This window comes from Aeromonas sp. 3P (assembly GCF_051919745.1).
GTDB lineage: Bacteria > Pseudomonadota > Gammaproteobacteria > Enterobacterales > Aeromonadaceae > Aeromonas > Aeromonas veronii.
In genome coordinates this window covers 711,673-729,198 of the sequence record NZ_JBQBED010000001.1, presented here as the reverse complement: position 1 = coordinate 729,198, position 17,526 = coordinate 711,673, and the positions used below count along the sequence as shown (strand labels likewise).

The following is a 17,526-nucleotide window of genomic DNA, read 5'->3' as shown; positions in this document are numbered from 1 at the left end:
TCAACCATCCCGGTTCGGGATATGATGAGCTTTCGTTCGAATCGCCTCCAGCCGGAGGCGATTGTTTTCATTCTTCTATTTCTGCGTGGCTTCTCTGATGGCGGCTCATTGGAGCGGTCACGGGCAGAGAGCGCTAAAGGTTGGTGGTGTGAGCGTATTTCTACGATTGAGCTGGTTTTTCAAGGAGCAGTGGCCCCGTTATCTGGCTGCCATCTCCCTGCTGCTGATGGTGGCCCTGTTGACCGTTATTCCGCCCAAAGTGGTGGGCTGGGTGGTGGATGGCATCACCAAGGGCGGTCTCGACAATGACACCCTGATGCGCTATCTGGCGGGGCTGTTTGGTCTGGGTGTGCTGATTTATCTGCTGCGCTACGTCTGGCGGGTGATGCTGTTCGGTGCCTCTTACCGTCTGGCCTATGTATTGCGCAATCGCCTGTTCAGTCATTTCACCCGGATGAGCCCAGATTTTTATCAGCGTCATCGTACCGGCGATCTGATGGCCCATGCCACCAATGACATTCAGGCGGTGGAGATGACCGCTGGCGAAGGGGTGCTGACTCTGGTGGACTCTATCATGGTCGGGGTATTGGTGCTCTCCATCATGTGCAGCCAGTACTCCTGGCAGTTGACGCTGGTCTCCTTGCTGCCGCTGCCGGTGATGGCCTATTTCATGAACCGCTTCGGCACCCAGATCTACACCCAGTTCAAGGCGGCGCAAGGGGCCTTCTCCAAGCTCAACAACAAGACCCAGGAGGCCCTTTCCGGCGTGCGAGTATTGAAATCCTATGCGGTTGAATCGCTGGAAGATGAAGGCTTTGCCGAGCTGACCAAACAGGCGGGGGAGCGCAATATGGCGGTGGCCCGCATCGATGCCAAATTCGATCCGGTCATCTATCTCTGTATCGGTTGCTCCTACTTCCTCGCGGTGGCGGGGGGCAGTGTGCTGGTGCTGCGCGATGAGCTGACTCTGGGTGAGCTCACCAGCTTCACCATGTACCTCGGCCAGCTGATCTGGCCGATGTTTGCCATCGCCTGGCTGTTCAACATCATCGAGCGGGGCAGCGCCGCCTACTCCCGTATCGAAAGTCTGCTGGGGGAGCGCAGCGATATCGAAGAGCCCGCCCAGCCGGCGGTGTTTACCTCTGCCTTTACTTTGCAGATCAAAGGGGTGAGCTATCAACTCGAGCAGCGCACCCTGCTTGCGGATATCGACGTTACCCTCAAGCAAGGGGGGATGCTCGGGGTGGTGGGGCGCACCGGGGCAGGCAAGAGCTCACTGCTCAAGCTGTTGATGCGCCTTGCCAATCCGACTCACGGTTCGATTGTCATGGGGGGCGTTCCGATTGACCAGCTGCCGCTCGCCACACTGCGCAGCCAGTTTGCCTATGTGCCGCAGGAGCCATTCCTGTTTTCCACCACTATCGCCGCCAATATCGCCCTGGGCAAACCCGATGCGAGCCGCGAGGAGGTCGAACGGGTGGCGCGCATTGCCTGTGTCCACGATGATATTGTGCGTTTCCCCAAGGGCTATGAGACCGAGGTGGGGGAGAAAGGGGTGACCCTCTCCGGCGGCCAGAAACAGCGGCTGGCCATTGCCCGCGCCCTGTTGCTGGATGCGCCCATTCTGGTGCTCGATGATGCGCTCTCGGCGGTAGATGCCCACACCGAGCAGCAAATTCTGCATGCCCTCAAAGCCCATCGTCGCACCCTGATCCTGGTCAGCCATCGCATGACGGCGGTGGAACAGGCCGACGAGATCCTGGTGCTGGAGCAGGGAGCCGTTAGCGAGCGGGGTCATCACGGTACCCTGATGGCGCACAATGGATGGTATGCAGATATGGTGCGTTACCAGCGACTCGAAGAAGCGGTGGAGGAGAGCCTGTGAATCCGACCATTAAACGACTGCTCGCCTACTGCGCCCAGTATCCTCGCTGGCTGCTCCAGGCTGGGATCTGTTTGCTGCTTGCTACCGGCGCCGAAGTGGCCGGGCCGCTGCTGATCAAGCTCTTTATCGATGACTATCTGGCGCCTCGCAATATCGTGCTGCCCACCATAGCCCTGATTGCGGCGGGCTATCTGGGCTTGCAGGTGCTGTCGGCGGCGGGCTTCTATTTGCAATCCCTGCGCTTCAATCGCATCGCTCAGGCGGTGGTGCAAACCCTGCGCGAGCAGGTATTTGCTACCGCCATCCGTTTGCCGGCTCGCTACTTTGACAAGCATCGCTCCGGCTCGCTGATTTCCCGCATCACCAACGACACCGAGGCGATCATGAACCTCTATGTGCAGGTGATCGGCTTGCTGGTGCAAAAGGTGGTGCTCTTGTGCGGCATCCTCATATCCATGGCGCTGCTGGATCTGCGGCTGATGCTGGTCTGCTCCCTGTTGCTGCCCGCGGTGGGCGGGGTGATGTGGCTCTACCAGAAACTGAGCGTGCCGGTGGTGCGAGCGACCCGCAGCCTGCTCTCCGACATCAACAGCCGCCTCAACGAGTCGCTGCAGGGGATGCCGGTGATCCAGGCGATGGTGCAGGAGCGCCACTTTGCCAACGCCTTTGCCGAGGTGAATCAGCAGCACTGGTCGGCACGGATCAAGAGCCTCAAGATCAACGGCATTTTGCTGCGTCCGCTCATCGATCTCTTCTACATGATGGTGCTGATCGGTCTGTTGGCGCTGTTTGCCCACGAGGGACTGAGCAGCACTGGCGCCATTCAGGTGGGTGTGCTCTACGCATTTATCAGCTATCTGGGCCGGATGATCGAGCCGCTCATCGAGATGACCAACCAGCTTAACCAGCTGCAGCAGGCGATGGTGGCGGGGGAGCGGGTCTTTGCCCTGCTCGATGAAACCCGCGAGAGCACCGAGGGCGAGCTGCGCCCGCTGGAAGGGCGGGTCAGTTTCGAGCGGGTGAGCTTCTCCTACGATGGTGAGCAGCAGGTGCTGCGGGAGGTCAGTTTTGCCGCAAAACCGGGCCAGATGCTGGCGCTGGTGGGCCATACCGGCAGCGGCAAGTCCACCATCATCAGCTTGCTGATGGGCTTCTATCCACTGGATCAGGGGCAGATCCGCTTCGATGATCACGCACTGGATACCCTGTCGCTGGCGGCGGTGCGCCGCAGCATCGGGCTGGTGCAGCAGGATCCTTTTATCTTCGTCGGCACCCTGGCGGAGAACCTGCGTCTCGGCCGCGCCGGCATAGATGACGCGCGGCTCTGGCAGGCGCTGAGCGAGGTGCAGCTGGCCGAGTTTGTGCGCAGCTTGCCACAGGGGATCAACACCCTGATGGAAGAGGGGGGCAAGAACCTCTCCGCCGGCCAGCGGCAACTGCTCTCCTTTGCCCGCGCGCTGGTGGGGGATCCGCGTATCCTCATTCTGGATGAAGCGACGGCCAGCGTGGACTCCCAGACCGAGTTGGCGCTGTCGCAGGCGATCTCTGCTGCCCGTCGTGGCCGCACCACCATCGCCATCGCCCACCGCCTCTCGACCATCGTCGATGCGGACGAGATCCTGCTGCTCTCCCGCGGTCAGGTGAATGAGCGGGGGACCCATGGTGAATTGATGGCCCTCGGCGGTCACTATGCCCAGCTGTTCGAGATGCAGAGTCAGGGGGCCTGGCTGGAAGAGAAGCGCGCCTGATCGGCACATTTGCTGTAACAGCGACATGAGCGAAAAGAGGGAACCGGTGCGGTTCCCTCTGTTTTTTTGGGTTGGGCAAAAGGTCGTAACCGTGATCCCTGTGCTTGTCGAATGGCGCAGATGCAGGCAACATGTTGTTTACATTAACTCATCGGATCAGTTCGCATATGGATTTGCAACGCTTCAAAGCCAATCTGGCGCTTCGGCTGTTTGCCTGGCGCTACATTCCCGTCATCGGGTTTTGTGCCCCGATCATCGAAGAGATGAACGCCAAGGCGCTGCGCATTCGCATTCCCCTTGGATGGCGTACCCGCAACCATCTGGGCAGCATGTATTTTGGCGCGCTGGCGACCGGCGCCGATCTGGTAGGCGGTCTGCTGGTGATGGAGAAGGGGCGGCAGCGGCGCAAGAAGGTGCACTTCGCCTTCAAGGATGTGCAGGGGGAGTTTTTGAAACGCCCGGAGGGGGATGTGCAGTTCGACTGCGCAGCGGGGGAGGAGATTGACGCCATGATCGACGAATCGCTGGCAAGCGGTCAGCGCATCAATCGCCCCATCCAGGTGGTGGCCACTTGTCCGTCATTGAACGGGGATGAGGCGATGGCGCGTTTTGTGCTGACCCTGTCGATCAAGGCCAGCTAGCGGGTTGCCGGAGAGTGGCTCCCCGAAACGGGTTTAGCCAATCTCCGGGCTGACGCCCTCTTTCACCACGACCTTCATGCCGTTGAAGTTGACCACCTGTTCGGCCACGATCTTGCAGCGCTTGCGGGTCTCCACCTGACCGTCCACCTCGACCAGCCCTTCGGCAACGAGGGCTTTGGCGGCGCCGCCACAATCGGCCCACCCCTGATGTTTGATAAGGTCACACAAGGCAACGAAGGGGTGACCTTCGAGCAGAAACGTCTCCATGGGAAATCCTCTAGATGGATGAATGCCGGATACAGCAGGGCGACTATTTTAGGCAGTTCGCTCAGGCAAAGAAAGGAAGAGGGGCCACTCGCTGCGAAAAAGTGGCCGATTGTCTTTAAGGTGGCGCTTTCGCAAGACCTGATGGAGAGGTGAGAGGGCCACCCGTGACGTATCGTGACGCACCTCGTCCCTGCTGGTGTGCCCACACTCTCCCTTGACTGTTAGGATCGGGCCACTCTCAATGGCCCAAGGAACTTTCCATGACACTCTCCCGCCTGCTGCTGGCATGCAGCGCCCTTACTCTGTGCGGTGTTGCGCAGGCCAGTACTCCGGTGCAGGTCTCGCTGCCCGGGGTCAATTTGCCCGCGTCCCATCAGGTGGAAGGAGCGCGCGCCTCGCTGCTCTACGGCCGGACCGGTCAGGTGAAGGGTATTGATCTGCCGATCTTCGCCCTCTCCGATGTGGATCAGTTCAGCGGTCTGCAGCTCGGGATTTTCCTCGGTGCTGGTCGGGTGCGTCACCAGTTTGGCGGTGTCGCCATCAACGCCATCAACTGGCACGAAGGTCAGGATACCGGCGTCAATCTGGGGGTAGTCAACCTGACCAACAATGTGCAGGGGCTCAACTGGGGTGCCGTCAACATCGCCAAGGGCAATGCGCTGGCCAACGTCGGCTTCGTCAACTATGCCGAGCGTACCACCTTCCAGATTGGCTTTATCAATGCCACCCAGCACCTCGATGGCTTGCAGATCGGGCTGGCCAACTATGCCGCCAACGGCGTGTTCCCCATTCTGCCGCTGGTGAACTTCCAGAAATCGTTCTGACCAAGGCGGTTCGCTTTGCGTTAAAGGCCTCTGCTGATTACCCTGTGCCTCTTGCAACGTGTGACAGGTGAAAAGAGGTAATTGATGACGGCAGGGCAGATGAGTGCAATCGGGATCGGCTGGGATGTGCGGGGCTGGCAGGGCAGTGCCCAGGCGGTTGCTGTAGTGGGCTGGCAGGCCGGTTCTAACCACCTGCATTGGCTCGGGGTGTCGCCGCTGTTTCGTCTGAGCTCGCGGGTGGCGCCGGATCTGGCCGCTCTGCTGCGTCCGGCCCTGCAAAACGAGCTGACCCTGATGCAGGTAGAAGCCTGCCCGCAACTGGCGCTCGGTATCGATGCGCCGCTCGCCTTTCCCCGCGCCTTGCGGGATCTGCTCAACGGCCAACCACACAGCTGCGCCGCTCCCGAGCGGGAGATAGACAACCCCTACGCCTATCGCGACTGCGAGCGCTGGTTGTATCAGCAGTACGGCAAGAAGCCCCTCTCGGCCACCTTCGATCGGCTCGGTAACAATGCCACCCTGGCGCTCTCCATGCTGCCGCGGCTTTCGGATCTGCAACTGGTACCGACCGTTGCCCCGAAGGCCAGTCGCGCCGTGCTGGAGGTCTATCCGGCATTGGCCAAAGTGGGCGGCAAGGCCTCTCCGGCACGGCCCGAGCTGGCGGCGCAGCTGCCTGCGGATGTGCTGGTCGGCACTGATCGCTACGATGCGGCGCTCTGCGCCCTGATGGCGCTGCAATATGCCGCTGGTGGCAAGGTGACGGTATTGCCTGAGCTGATTTCGCCACCCACTGACATGCCGTGTGATGAGGGATGGGTCTATCACTTTGCCCGTCATGGCGTTGAGTACAACGGCATGTGATGGACGGTGATGCGGCGGATCATGGCTCCGCTCACCCTGTGGACGCGGGCCAAATGGCGTAAAAAACCTGTCTTTAGTCAGGAAATTGCCTGTTCATCCCGCGCCAAGGTGGCGCATCGTTATCTTCATCCGATATATTGCCCACCTTGCTGATCCTTTGCTGTGGTATTCCCGATGAAATCCGTTCTCTCTATTCAGTCCCACGTGGTCTTTGGTTGTGCCGGCAACAGCGCGGCCGTCTTCCCCATGCGTCGCCTTGGTATGGATGTATGGCCCATCAACACGGTGCAGTTTTCCAACCACACCCAATATGCCCAGGGGTGGCAGGGGATGGCGATGCCGGCGGGTCATATCAGTGCGCTGGTGAAAGGATTGGGCAATATCGAGGTGTTGAGCCAGTGTGACGCCGTGCTGAGCGGCTACCTTGGCTCTGCCGAGCAGGGGGACGAGATCCTGACTGTGGTCAACGCCGTCAAGGCGGCCAACCCTGATGCCATCTACTTCTGCGACCCTGTGATGGGTCATCCGGAGAAGGGGTGTATCGTCGCTCCCGGCGTCACCCGTTTCCTGACCGAGCAGGCGTTGCCGGTGGCCGACATGATGGCCCCCAACCTGCTGGAGCTGGAGACCCTCTGTGATACCCATCTGGCTGATCTGGATCAGACTCGCGCGGCTGCCCATCAGCTGCTGGCCCGCGGCGTCAAGCTGGTGCTGGTCAAGCATCTCGGTCGTGCGGCGCAGGACTCCAGCCGCTTCGAGATGCTGCTGGCGACCCCGCAAGGGGATTACCTGATTGCCCGTCCGCTCTATGACTTTGCCCGCCAGCCGGTGGGGGTGGGCGATCTTATCAGCGCTCTGATGCTGGCCAATTTGCTGGCCGGTCACGATGCGGTCAGCGCGTTCGAGCGCACCAACGCCTCGGTGGATGCGGTGCTGCAGGAGACCTGGCGCCAGCAGGCTTACGAGCTGCAACTCATCGCCGCGCAAGATGCCTTCGCCCTGCCAGAGGTTGCAGTGCGAGCGGTGAAACTCCCCTGAGTCAACGCGGACGTTCGTCTATCCCGACAAGGGGATGCAGATGAAAAAGGCTTGCCAATGGGCAAGCCTTTTTACTGTTTGCCTGTTTAGTGCGGCAAGCAATCAGGTGCGGGGATGGCGGAGGCGATAACGCTCAGCCATGGCATTGGCCGCTACCATGGCGGCGTAGACATCCTGTTCATTCACTGTCATCGGCATGTTGCCCATGGTATCGAGGGGATCGCAGGCCAGCTGCGCCACCTTGCGCCACTCGCTTTCATGGAAGTGGGTGAGCCCCAGCTCTTGCAGCGTCATGGGCAGGCCTGCACAGTCGATGATGCGAAACACCTCATCAAGTTCATGTTGCGGGGCGCGCTCAAGCACGAGTTGGGTCAGCAGGCCGAAGACTACCTTCTCACCATGCTGGGCGCGATGGAGCTCAGCGATCAGTGACATGCCGTTGTTGACGGCATGAGCTGCGGCCAGTCCACCGGCTTCTGCGCCGACCCCGCTGAGATAGATGGTGGCCTCGATAACCTGCTCAAGCGCCGGAGTCGAGACATGGTGGCGTATCGCATCCATTGCCAGCTCGATGTTCTCACCAAGCAGCTCATAACAGAGCTGTGCCAGGCCAAGGCCAGTGCGTGAAGGGCGCTTGCCGACCAGATTGAGCCCGTCGGCCCGATAGCAGGCGCGCGCCTCGAAATAGGTGGCCAGGGCATCGCCAACGCCTGCGGAAAAGAAGCGGGGAGGGGCGGCGGCAATGATGGCCGTGTCAGCCAGCACCACGTCCGGATTTTGCGGCAGGAACAGATAGCGTTCAAATTCACCCGCCTGGTTGTAGATCACCGCCAGTGCCGTGCAGGGGGCATCTGTGGAGGCAATCGTCGGGAACAGCACAACCGGACGGCGCAGATAGAAGGCCACGGCCTTGGCGACATCCAGCGTCTTGCCGCCGCCGATCCCGACAATCACGTTCGCACCATATTGCTCTGCAAGGTGGGTCAGGCGGTGGATCTCCTGTTCGGTGCATTCATAGCGAAACTTGTCGACCACTCCCCTGAGGCCTGCCTGCAGGAGCCCCGCCAAAGCTTCTTCCCGTACCCGCTCCAGAATGAACTCATCGCTGATGAGCAACGCATAGTCACCAAAATCTTTAACGTGCTCATGGAGTTGCGGGAGAAGGTGTTGACCGATGATGAACTTTTTGGGGGAGGTAACTGTACGGGGCAAAGTGGGCATCCATTATTCCTCAAGGCAGTGAATAACATAAAATTGATTATCAAATGGGTCTCTCACGATACGCCTGATGAGGCAATAGATGAAGAAGAAAAGGGGGGGCGTTTTAATCATTAATTAATCTTTCTATTTGTTTGGTTGTATTTTGGGGCGAACGATTGGCGGTGTTGAGGCATACAGGAGCAATGGCTCTATCGTGGCAATCCGTCGCAAGCAATACTGCTTCAACAAACAGTCACGCTGGAAACAAGCAGGGCCGCTTGGTGCGGCCCTGCTGTATGTGGATAAGGCATAGGGGATGGTCAGAGCGGTTTGTAGAAGATGACGGTCGCAGCAAGAGAGCCATCGGCGTTGCGTGCAAAGCTCGGGATCTGGCCCGCCTCAAGATAGCTGAGTTGACGATAGAGGTGGGAGGCCACATCACCGGCGCGAGTATCCAGCACCAGCAGCGAACGGCCCGCGGCATGGGCGCCTTGTTCCATTGCCTGCATCAGCGCACGACCGACACCTTTGCCTCTCGCCGTTTGCAGTACCATCAGTTTTTCCACCTCGGCCCGGTGGCGACCGTTGGTCTTGCCACAGAGCGCGAGCTGAACCGCTCCCACGAGCTGTTGTTGCTCAAGGGCAAGCCACAGCTTTCGGTGACCTGCCGCTAGATCCGCTTCAACTCCTTGCCAGTAGCGGGTAGATTCCTCCGTGGTCAGCGGCGGTAAAAAACCGACCGAGGCGCCGCTATCGACACAATCTTGTAGCAGGGTGATGAGCGCGCTTTGGTAGGTCGCTGCGCTATTAACTTCCACTATGTCCATCTGACATCCTTGTTGTTGCGCTGTTATGTGGCTGACTGCCACCGTTGGTTCATATGAGGTGGGTACTTGTGCTCGCCGTGAGTACGGCTTGTCAGCGGATCAGCCCCTGCTCAACCAGCCAGGTAAACAGCAAGCGGGAGACGGGGGAGAGCTCATCGAGGTGAGAGCTGTCGAGCCAGCGCAGCTCGGCAATTTCTGCCGAGGCGATCGGGGTGCCGCTCGCTTCGCCGGTGTAACAGCGCAGTCGCACCTCGACTCCTGCCGGTTTGCCATCGGCCTGGGCGCTGAACTCGCAGGCAAAGCGCAGGGTATCGGGCTGCAGGGTGACAGCCAGCTCCTCTGCAATCTCGCGTATCAGTGCCGCCTCGTCGCTCTCGCCCGGTTCACGCTTGCCGCCCGGGATGTAATAGATGTCCTTGCCGTGGGAGCGGGCGCAGAGCAGCTGCTGATCTTTAAAGGTGAGCCAGGCGAGTTTGTCGATCATTGAGTTGCATCCTCTGGTTGTGTGGTGTGTATTGTCTGCATGTACCGGGTGTACAGGGTTCGGTAGGAGCGAGGCTCCTGCGCATCGGGAGAAAGTCCCAACTGATCTGCCAGCGCGAGCAGTTGCTGGCGAAACGCCGGGAGGCGTTTCTCGTCATCGGTCATGATGGCGAGCTCGGCAAAATCCCCGATCTCGGCCAGATGATCCAGGGTGACGTGAAACGGGCCAATGAAGTAGATGCTGCGCCTTTTGGTGATCACGAGTATCTGCCGGTAGTTCATGGTCAAGAGCATGCTGACGGCCTTGTCCGCATCATTGATAGTGACCGCCTCGCAGCGATCCTTCTCGGGCCCCTTGACGATCCAGAGCTGGATGCCGGAGGGCTGCATGGTGCGGATAGCCAGACTTTTGCCAGCCTGGGCAAGGGCATCATCCGGGGTGTCGAAGTAGCGATCCTGCTCCAGATTATCCTCCAGCATGATCTCCGGATTGAGGGCGAGCAGTGCCTTGAGGAAGGCGGGGCGATCCGTCAGCTGATATTTGAACTCGACTTCGAAGCGGCCCTGAAAGTGCGCCTGTGACATCAAGAAGATCCCTCTGTGAGCCTGTGTGGCAGGCAGCCTAACAAAGATGAAGTTGAGTCCCAAGTAGAAAGAGGGGATAGGCCGGAAACACACTGTTTCCAGCGCGGTGACCGCGTAGCTGAATGAGTGCGCAATGGCTGGTTCGCCACAGACTTTTCGACCCTAAAAAAGCGGACTGGCGCACATCACGACAGGGCCGGACTGGGCGAAGGCGGGGTCCTTGTGGTTTAATCTTGCCACTTTAGCGGTAGTAGGTGACGAGCCTGCTACCTTGCGTTGGCAAGATGCAGGTGAGCAAGATGCAGATAGCAGCAGAGAGCAAGTTTATCGGACTCGGAGTCGCGGGCAATTTCGCCGGTCATCTGGAGCAGGCGGGTGAAGCGTCGGACTTCGTAGCGGTAGTCGTGCGCGACACCACGGCGCCCAAGGCGCTGTTTCCCTTTTTCGTGCCGGGCCATCCGGATCAGCTCGGGGTATTCCCGTTGAGCGACAAGGCGATCTTCCTGCCGGAAGCGGCGGTCAGCGGTGACGAGAAGGTGCAGATCGAGCCGGAAGTAGCCCTCTGGTGCGAGCTGGAGTATGCCGGCAAGCAGGTGGTGGCGATCCATCCCCGCGCCTTTGGTGCCTATAACGACTGCTCCATCCGTCGTCCCAACGCCAAGAAGATCAGCGAAAAAAAGAACTGGGGTGAAGAGAGCAAGGGGTTGGCGGACAAGCTGCTGCCGCTTTCCGGTTTTTCTGCCGGCTGCGAGCTCGATGACTATCGCATCGCCTGCTATCTGGAGCGCGATGGTGAGCTGCACGCTTACGGGGTAGACAGCGCCGCCATCGACTACAGCTACTTCCACGGCAAGCTGCTCGACTGGGCCATCGACAAGTTCAATCATCAGCAGGATGAGGGGCCGGCGGAGCACATTCAGGGACTGCTAGCGCAGGCGGGACATCCTCCCCATGCGCTCATCAGTATCGGTGCCACTCGCTATACCCCGTTTGGCGAGACCCACTTCCTCAAACCGGGCGACACTTCCTGCGTGGTGGTCTATCCGGGCAGCCGTTATAGCGAAGCGGATATTCGCGAGGCGATCCGCAGCCGCCACTTTGGCGCTGATATGTCGGTGCTGCTGCAGGCGGTGCAGGCGCGCTAATCACCGTTGCTAGCGGGAAGGTGTCTCTTCCCGCTGGTTATCATATCGAGTCATTTCATGACGATTGTTCAGGTATCCCGGGCCGATTATCCGGCCCTGATCGATCTGTGGGAGGCCTCTGTTCGGGCGACCCACCACTTCCTGCCCGAGGCCGAGATCCTCGCGCTTAAACCGCTTATTCTGGAGCACTACTTCGATGCGGTGACACTGCACAGTGCCCGCACAGAAGAGGGGCAGATTACGGGTTTTAGCGGAGTGTACGAGGGCAAGCTGGAGATGCTGTTTGTGGCTCCCGGGGCGCGCGGCAGTGGCGTGGGGCGTTTGCTGGTGGCCCATGCCATCACGCAGGGCGGCGCGACGCAGGTTGACGTCAACGAGCAGAACGAACAGGCGGTGGGCTTCTATCTGAAGATGGGATTCACCGTGACGGGTCGCTCGCCGCTGGATGGTCAGGGCAAGCCCTATCCGCTGCTGCATATGGCGCTGGCGCCGACCTGATCGTGCCTGATGAGGCGCAGTACCCATAAACCAACGGGGGATGGCATCAGCCATCCCCCGTTTTTTGATCGTGTTTGTTACTTGCTGGCGACCTTGTTCACCACCTTGATCAGCTGATAGCGCACGGAGGGGGCATCGGCCGGCACATCGGTGAGCTGCTCCTTGCTGACAGTGAGCTGGTAGCGGTAACCCGGCTCGAACTGGAAACCTTCAATATTCTGGTAGAACAGCGTCCAGGGCTGCTGCTCATCACTGCGAACCTGCATGCACTGCATTGGGCCAACCCCGACGCAATCGACCAACTGGCTGTTGATATAGAGGGTCTCCCCCTGTGACGGGGCGGGTGCGCTCTGGCAGGCGGTCAGCAGCAAGGCTGCGCTGATAAACAGTGGTTTCATAATGGACTCCTTAACGCGAAAGGGGGCATTAGAGCGGCAAACAAAAAGGCGGTCAATGACCGCCTTTGTAACAAACCATATCAGCGCAGTGGTTAGCGCTGCTCGAGCGGAGTGAACTCGCGCAGTGGGTGACCCACGTAGAGCTGGCGTGGACGACCAATCTTGCTGTCCGGGTCCGAGTGGAACTCGTTCCAGTGGGCAATCCAGCCAATGGTGCGGGAGATGGCGAAGATCACGGTGAACATGCTCATCGGGATGCCGATCGCCTTCATGATGATGCCGGAGTAGAAGTCTACGTTCGGGTAGAGTTTCTTCTCGACGAAGTAGGGGTCGGAGAGCGCAATACGCTCCAGCTCCATGGCTACGTCCAGCAGCGGATCCTTGATCTGCAGCTCGGTCAGTACTTCGTGGCAGGTTTCGCGCATCACGGTGGCACGGGGGTCGTGGTTTTTGTAGACACGGTGACCGAAGCCCATCAGACGGAACGGATCATTCTTGTCCTTGGCCTTGGCGATGTACTCGGGGATGCGATCCACCGAGCCGATCTCTTCCAGCATGCGCAGGCAGGCTTCGTTGGCGCCACCGTGGGCCGGTCCCCACAGGGAGGCGATCCCCGCGGCGATACAGGCGAACGGGTTGGCACCGGAGGAGCCAGCCAGACGAACGGTGGAGGTGGAGGCGTTCTGCTCGTGATCCGCATGGAGGGTAAAGATACGATCCATGGCGCGTTCAACGATGGGGTTGACCTTGTACTCTTCGGTCGGCACGCCAAACATCATGTGCAGGAAGTTACCGGCATAGGAGAGGGAGTTACGCGGCTGCATGAACGGCTGGCCGATGGAGTACTTGTAACACATGGCTGCCAGAGTCGGCATCTTGGAGAGCAGACGGAAGGCACAGATCTCGCGATGCTGCTCGTTGTTGATGTCGAGGGCATCGTGATAGAAGGCGGAGAGGGCGCTGACCACACCGCACATGATGGCCATGGGGTGGGAGTCACGACGGAAGCCGCGGAAGAAGAAGGCTATCTGCTCGTGCACCATGGTGTGGCGGGTGACCAGGCGTTCGAATTCGGCATATTGGGCCTTGGTCGGCGCTTCGCCGTACAGCAGGATATAGCAGACTTCCAGATAGGTGGCTTGGGTGGCCAACTGGGCGATGGGGTAACCACGGTGCAGCAAGACACCCTGATCCCCGTCAATGTAGGTAATGGCAGATTTGCAAGAACCGGTGGCCATAAAACCGGGGTCAAAGGTGAAATACCCCTGTGATCCCAATTTTCTGACATCGATGACATCCGGGCCGATGGTGCCGGAGAGGATCGGCAGTTCGACCGGATCTTTTCCGGGCAGGTGTAGGGTGGCTATCTTATCAGCCATAGCACGTCTCCTTTGCTCTTTATAATTTGGTTCCAGTCCTACTCTATTACGACTTTTATGACGCTGGCAAAGGTTGTTACCCATACCGAAGTGGCTGGAGCGCCTTATTTGAAACAGAGTTCCTTATCAATGTCAATTTTGCTGGAACCCCATTAATGGCATTAATGAAATGTTAAATTAAATATGCGATCGAGTTTGCGGTTTTGTGTTTTCTTTGTAGCTAATTGATTGTCTTCGGTTAAGGCCGCCGATATACTGCGCCACGTGGGTCATGGCTGCGGGTGTTTGAAACGCTTTGGCAAAGCCTGATGTGAAACCGAAAACTCGCGTTTTGGCTTTTTCAGAGTGTTTTGGTAACAAAAAACCAACAATCACCATTCCGTGCCCTCAAGTGTGAGTTAAAACAATAACTAACGTGCTCAATGGAGCTGAGTGGGCAAGCGTGAAAAACAAACAGAGACCGGTCAACCTCGACCTACAGACGATCAGCTTTCCTGTCACTGCCATTGCATCCATCCTGCACCGTGTTTCAGGGGTCATTACCTTTGTTGCACTGGGCATCTTGCTGTGGATGCTTGGTACTTCACTCGCCTCTCCCGAAGGGTTTGCAACCGTGGTTGCCATCATGGACAACTTCCTGGTCAAACTCGTGCTGTGGGGGATCCTGACTGCGCTGGCATACCACATTGTGGGCGGCTTGCGTCATCTGGTCATGGATATGGGCTATTGGGAAGAGCTGGAATCCGGCAATCAGAGCGCCCGCGTGGCCTTCGTGATCACCGCGATCCTGGCTGTATTGGCGGGAGTGCTTGTATGGTAACCAATTCTGCAACCTTCGGGCGCAGCGGCGTTCACGATTACATCCTGATCCGCGCCACCGCCCTCATCATGACCTGTTATGTCCTCTATCTGGTGGGCTTTGTCGCGTTCAACGACATCACCTACGAGGTGTGGGCCGGCTTCTTCGCCAAAACATTCACCAAGGTATTCACCCTGTTGACCCTGCTCTGCGTACTAATCCACGCCTGGATTGGTCTGTGGCAGGTGCTGACTGACTATATCAAGCCGGTAGGGCTGCGCGGGGCGCTGCAATTTGCCCTGGTCGTGGTGCTGTTTGTCTATCTGATGACGGGTTTCGTCGTGCTGTGGGGTGTGTAAGGTGACTATTCCAACTCGTGAATTTGATGCGGTGGTGATTGGTGCCGGTGGTGCCGGTATGCGCGCCGCGCTGCAGATTGCCCAGTCCGGCAAGAGCTGCGCTCTGTTGTCCAAGGTTTTTCCAACCCGTTCTCACACTGTTTCCGCTCAGGGCGGGATCACGGTTGCGCTGGGCAATGCCCACGACGATAACTGGCAGTGGCACATGTATGACACCGTAAAAGGCTCCGATTACATCGGCGATCAGGAAGCCATCGAGTACATGTGCAAAACCGGTCCCGAGGCTATCTATGAGCTGGAGAACATGGGGCTGCCCTTCTCCCGTTTCGATAACGGGTCTGTCTACCAGCGTCCGTTTGGTGGTCAGTCCAAGAATTTCGGTGGCGAGCAGGCTGCTCGTACCGCAGCGGCCGCCGACCGTACCGGTCACGCCCTGCTGCACACCCTTTACCAACAAAACGTCAAGAACAAGACCACTGTCTTCTCCGAGTGGTATGCGCTGGATCTGGTGAAGAACCAGGATGGCCACGTGGTGGGTTGTACCGCCATCGACATGGAGAGCGGTGAAGTGGTCTACTTCAAGGCCAAGGCCACCGTGCTGGCGACTGGCGGTGCCGGTCGTATCTACCAGTCCACCACCAACGCCCACATCAATACCGGTGACGGCGTCGGCATGGCGCTGCGTGCCGGCGTCGGCGTGCAGGACATGGAGATGTGGCAGTTCCACCCGACCGGCATCGCCGGGGCTGGGGTGCTGGTAACCGAAGGCTGCCGTGGTGAAGGTGGCTATCTGCTCAATAAAGATGGCGAGCGCTTCATGGAGCGTTACGCGCCGAACGCCAAGGACTTGGCCGGTCGCGACGTGGTGGCCCGCTCCATCATGATCGAGATCCGCGAAGGACGTGGTTGCGACGGTCCCTGGGGCCCGCACATCAAGCTCAAGCTGGATCACCTCGGCAAAGAGGTGCTGGAATCCCGTCTGCCGGGGATCTGCGAACTCTCCCGCACCTTCGCTCACGTGGATCCGGTCAAAGAGCCGATCCCGATCATCCCAACCTGCCACTACATGATGGGCGGCGTGCCGACCAACGTGAATGGCCAGTGCCTGACCCAGGACAAGAACGGCAACGATGTACCGGTGGTCGGTCTGTTTGCGGTGGGCGAGATTGCCTGTGTCTCCGTACACGGTGCCAACCGTCTGGGTGGCAACTCCCTGCTGGATCTGGTGGTGTTCGGCCGCGCGGCCGGCATGCATCTGGTCAACACCCTGGGCGAGATAGATCACGGCCGCGATGCTTCCGAGTCGGATCTGGATGCCGCACTGGCCCGCTTCAACCGCTGGGAAAATTGCCGTGACGGTGAAGACCCGGTGCAGATCCGCAAAGACCTGCAGCGCTGCATGCAGAACAACTTCTCCGTATTCCGCGAAGGTGCGGCGATGGCAGAAGGGCTGGCCGAGCTCAAGGTTATCCGCGAGCGCCTCAAGTCAGCTCGTCTGGATGACACCTCCAAAGAGTTCAACACCCAGCGCATCGAGTGCCTGGAGCTGGACAACCTGATGGAGACGGCGTTTGCCACGGCGGTTGCCGCCAACTTCCGTACCGAGAGTCGCGGTGCTCACTGCCGCTTCGACTTCCCGGATCGCGACGATGAGAACTGGCTGTGCCACAGCCTCTATCATCCGGACACCGAGTCCATGACCCGTCGCGCTGTCAACATGTCACCCAAGACCCGTGAGGCGTTCCCGCCCAAGGTCCGGACTTACTGATTGCGGAGCCAGCCCTATGAACGTCACATTCTCTGTCTACAGATACAATCCGGATGTTGATAACGTCCCCCATATGAAGGAATATCGTCTTGATATTCCTGAAGGTTCCGACATGATGGTGCTCGACGCACTGATCCAGTTGAAAGAGCTGGATCCCACGCTCGCCTTCCGCCGCTCTTGCCGCGAAGGGGTCTGTGGATCAGATGGTCTCAACATGAATGGCAAGAACGGTCTTGCCTGTATCACCCCGCTCTCCGACCTGCTGAAGAAGGGCAATAACGTCGTTATCCGCCCCTTGCCCGGCCTGCCGGTGATCCGTGATCTGGTGATCGACATGACCCAGTTCTACACCCAGTGGGAGAAGGTCAAACCCTTCCTCATCAATGATGACAAGTTGCCGCCGGTGCGTGAGCACCTGCAATCCCCCGAAGAGCGCGCCAAGCTTGACGGCCTGTACGAGTGCATTCTCTGTGCCTGCTGCTCCACTTCGTGCCCCTCCTTCTGGTGGAATCCCGACAAGTTCATCGGTCCGGCCGGGCTGCTCGCCGCCTACCGCTGGCTGGCTGACAGCCGCGACACCGCGACCACCGAACGACTGGGGAATCTGGACGACGCATTCAGCGTGTTCCGCTGCCATGGCATCATGAACTGCGTGAACGTCTGTCCGAAAGGCTTGAACCCGACCAAGGCGATTGGCCAGATCAAGTCGATGTTGCTCAATCGGGCTGTTTAGTATCAGGGCCGGCCAGGTGCTGGCCCGACCTCTGGATAGCCATCCCACCCGTGGCAGGATGGCTATTTGACCCCTACAAGCTGCGCAG

The 17,526-nt window shown here is 59.1% G+C and carries 19 protein-coding genes; 12 read left to right on the top strand and 7 right to left on the bottom strand.

Annotated features, from left to right (window positions below):
* Positions 1-148: 148 nt before the first annotated feature.
* The 3 genes from ACTG19_RS03245 (at position 149) to ACTG19_RS03235 (ending at position 4,274) form a co-directional block, all read left to right on the top strand.
* Entirely contained in the window at positions 149-1,885 is a 1,737-nt protein-coding gene (locus ACTG19_RS03245) for an ABC transporter transmembrane domain-containing protein (RefSeq protein ID WP_439988732.1), read from the top strand.
* A complete protein-coding gene (locus ACTG19_RS03240) occupies positions 1,882-3,633 on the top strand; it encodes an ABC transporter transmembrane domain-containing protein (protein ID WP_439988731.1) in 1,752 nt (583 codons plus the stop codon). Before ACTG19_RS03245 ends, ACTG19_RS03240 begins: the two co-directional genes overlap by 4 nt.
* A gap of 167 nt (positions 3,634-3,800) precedes the next feature.
* Complete coding sequence (locus ACTG19_RS03235) at positions 3,801-4,274, top strand: DUF4442 domain-containing protein (RefSeq protein ID WP_019446113.1); 474 nt, start codon at positions 3,801-3,803, stop codon at positions 4,272-4,274.
* A 33-nt stretch (positions 4,275-4,307) separates the two neighbouring features.
* On the opposite strand, the gene ybcJ is transcribed toward ACTG19_RS03235, so the two are convergent.
* Entirely contained in the window at positions 4,308-4,541 is a 234-nt protein-coding gene (ybcJ, locus tag ACTG19_RS03230; protein WP_005361116.1) for a ribosome-associated protein YbcJ, read from the bottom strand.
* Between the two features lie 260 nt (positions 4,542-4,801).
* On the opposite strand from ybcJ, the gene ACTG19_RS03225 reads away from it, so the two are divergent.
* The 3 genes from ACTG19_RS03225 to pdxY all read left to right on the top strand — a co-directional run bounded on the left by ACTG19_RS03225 (position 4,802) and on the right by pdxY (position 7,264).
* Positions 4,802-5,365, top strand: coding sequence for a VC2662 family protein (locus ACTG19_RS03225; RefSeq protein ID WP_439988730.1), 564 nt, complete (start codon positions 4,802-4,804; stop codon positions 5,363-5,365).
* An 84-nt stretch (positions 5,366-5,449) separates the two neighbouring features.
* Positions 5,450-6,226 carry a DUF429 domain-containing protein gene (locus ACTG19_RS03220; RefSeq protein WP_439988729.1) on the top strand — a complete coding sequence of 259 codons (777 nt, stop codon included), beginning with the start codon at positions 5,450-5,452 and terminating at the stop codon, positions 6,224-6,226.
* 174 nt (positions 6,227-6,400) lie between these two features.
* Positions 6,401-7,264: a pyridoxal kinase PdxY gene (gene pdxY / locus ACTG19_RS03215; RefSeq protein ID WP_019446110.1), complete on the top strand. Its 864-nt coding sequence runs from the start codon at positions 6,401-6,403 to the stop codon at positions 7,262-7,264.
* A 102-nt stretch (positions 7,265-7,366) separates the two neighbouring features.
* Here the strand turns inward: pdxY and ACTG19_RS03210 are convergent, their stop codons facing one another.
* From ACTG19_RS03210 to ACTG19_RS03195, 4 genes are all read right to left on the bottom strand, one after another.
* Positions 7,367-8,485, bottom strand: coding sequence for a glycerol dehydrogenase (locus tag ACTG19_RS03210; RefSeq protein ID WP_439988728.1), 1,119 nt, complete (start codon positions 8,483-8,485; stop codon positions 7,367-7,369).
* 299 nt (positions 8,486-8,784) lie between these two features.
* Positions 8,785-9,291 (bottom strand): GNAT family N-acetyltransferase, encoded by a 507-nt coding sequence (locus tag ACTG19_RS03205; RefSeq protein WP_236282370.1) that lies wholly within the window; start codon positions 9,289-9,291, stop codon positions 8,785-8,787.
* Between the two features lie 91 nt (positions 9,292-9,382).
* Positions 9,383-9,775, bottom strand: coding sequence for an NUDIX hydrolase (locus ACTG19_RS03200; protein WP_236282372.1), 393 nt, complete (start codon positions 9,773-9,775; stop codon positions 9,383-9,385).
* Positions 9,772-10,359 (bottom strand): class IV adenylate cyclase, encoded by a 588-nt coding sequence (locus ACTG19_RS03195; protein ID WP_236282375.1) that lies wholly within the window; start codon positions 10,357-10,359, stop codon positions 9,772-9,774. The genes ACTG19_RS03200 and ACTG19_RS03195 overlap by 4 nt, the downstream gene beginning before the upstream one ends.
* A 299-nt stretch (positions 10,360-10,658) precedes the next feature.
* Here ACTG19_RS03195 and ACTG19_RS03190 point away from each other — a divergent pair, with 299 nt between their 5' ends.
* Positions 10,659-11,504 (top strand): DUF5718 family protein, encoded by an 846-nt coding sequence (locus tag ACTG19_RS03190; protein ID WP_439988727.1) that lies wholly within the window; start codon positions 10,659-10,661, stop codon positions 11,502-11,504.
* A gap of 57 nt (positions 11,505-11,561) precedes the next feature.
* Positions 11,562-12,002, top strand: a complete 441-nt coding sequence (locus ACTG19_RS03185; RefSeq protein ID WP_005352535.1) for an acetyltransferase — start codon at positions 11,562-11,564, stop codon at positions 12,000-12,002.
* Between the two features lie 77 nt (positions 12,003-12,079).
* Here ACTG19_RS03185 and ACTG19_RS03180 read toward each other — a convergent pair whose 3' ends face one another.
* Complete coding sequence (locus tag ACTG19_RS03180) at positions 12,080-12,400, bottom strand: DUF4377 domain-containing protein (protein WP_005352532.1); 321 nt, start codon at positions 12,398-12,400, stop codon at positions 12,080-12,082.
* Between the two features lie 92 nt (positions 12,401-12,492).
* Complete coding sequence (locus tag ACTG19_RS03175) at positions 12,493-13,779, bottom strand: citrate synthase (RefSeq protein WP_439988726.1); 1,287 nt, start codon at positions 13,777-13,779, stop codon at positions 12,493-12,495.
* Between the two features lie 442 nt (positions 13,780-14,221).
* On the opposite strand from ACTG19_RS03175, the gene sdhC reads away from it, so the two are divergent.
* From sdhC to ACTG19_RS03155, 4 genes are read left to right on the top strand one after another with little or no spacing between them, the layout of a single operon-like run.
* Entirely contained in the window at positions 14,222-14,599 is a 378-nt protein-coding gene (gene sdhC / locus ACTG19_RS03170; protein ID WP_021231296.1) for a succinate dehydrogenase cytochrome b556 subunit, read from the top strand.
* Positions 14,593-14,937 (top strand): succinate dehydrogenase, hydrophobic membrane anchor protein, encoded by a 345-nt coding sequence (gene sdhD / locus ACTG19_RS03165; protein ID WP_005333558.1) that lies wholly within the window; start codon positions 14,593-14,595, stop codon positions 14,935-14,937. Before sdhC ends, sdhD begins: the two co-directional genes overlap by 7 nt.
* A gap of 1 nt (position 14,938) precedes the next feature.
* Positions 14,939-16,705, top strand: a complete 1,767-nt coding sequence (sdhA, locus tag ACTG19_RS03160) for a succinate dehydrogenase flavoprotein subunit (RefSeq protein ID WP_346201523.1) — start codon at positions 14,939-14,941, stop codon at positions 16,703-16,705.
* Between the two features lie 16 nt (positions 16,706-16,721).
* Complete coding sequence (locus tag ACTG19_RS03155; protein WP_005333549.1) at positions 16,722-17,438, top strand: succinate dehydrogenase iron-sulfur subunit; 717 nt, start codon at positions 16,722-16,724, stop codon at positions 17,436-17,438.
* Positions 17,439-17,526: the final 88 nt, after the last annotated feature.

Coding starts and splice junctions, on each gene's coding strand:
- ACTG19_RS03235 (WP_019446113.1), top strand. CDS start 3,801: ATGGATTTGCAACGCTTCAAAGCCAATCTGGCGCTTCGGCTGTTTGCC.
- ybcJ (WP_005361116.1), bottom strand. CDS start 4,541: ATGGAGACGTTTCTGCTCGAAGGTCACCCCTTCGTTGCCTTGTGTGAC.
- ACTG19_RS03225 (WP_439988730.1), top strand. CDS start 4,802: ATGACACTCTCCCGCCTGCTGCTGGCATGCAGCGCCCTTACTCTGTGC.
- ACTG19_RS03220 (WP_439988729.1), top strand. CDS start 5,450: ATGACGGCAGGGCAGATGAGTGCAATCGGGATCGGCTGGGATGTGCGG.
- pdxY (WP_019446110.1), top strand. CDS start 6,401: ATGAAATCCGTTCTCTCTATTCAGTCCCACGTGGTCTTTGGTTGTGCC.
- ACTG19_RS03210 (WP_439988728.1), bottom strand. CDS start 8,485: ATGCCCACTTTGCCCCGTACAGTTACCTCCCCCAAAAAGTTCATCATC.
- ACTG19_RS03205 (WP_236282370.1), bottom strand. CDS start 9,291: ATGGACATAGTGGAAGTTAATAGCGCAGCGACCTACCAAAGCGCGCTC.
- ACTG19_RS03200 (WP_236282372.1), bottom strand. CDS start 9,775: ATGATCGACAAACTCGCCTGGCTCACCTTTAAAGATCAGCAGCTGCTC.
- ACTG19_RS03195 (WP_236282375.1), bottom strand. CDS start 10,359: ATGTCACAGGCGCACTTTCAGGGCCGCTTCGAAGTCGAGTTCAAATAT.
- ACTG19_RS03190 (WP_439988727.1), top strand. CDS start 10,659: ATGCAGATAGCAGCAGAGAGCAAGTTTATCGGACTCGGAGTCGCGGGC.
- ACTG19_RS03185 (WP_005352535.1), top strand. CDS start 11,562: ATGACGATTGTTCAGGTATCCCGGGCCGATTATCCGGCCCTGATCGAT.
- ACTG19_RS03180 (WP_005352532.1), bottom strand. CDS start 12,400: ATGAAACCACTGTTTATCAGCGCAGCCTTGCTGCTGACCGCCTGCCAG.
- ACTG19_RS03175 (WP_439988726.1), bottom strand. CDS start 13,779: ATGGCTGATAAGATAGCCACCCTACACCTGCCCGGAAAAGATCCGGTC.
- sdhD (WP_005333558.1), top strand. CDS start 14,593: ATGGTAACCAATTCTGCAACCTTCGGGCGCAGCGGCGTTCACGATTAC.
- ACTG19_RS03155 (WP_005333549.1), top strand. CDS start 16,722: ATGAACGTCACATTCTCTGTCTACAGATACAATCCGGATGTTGATAAC.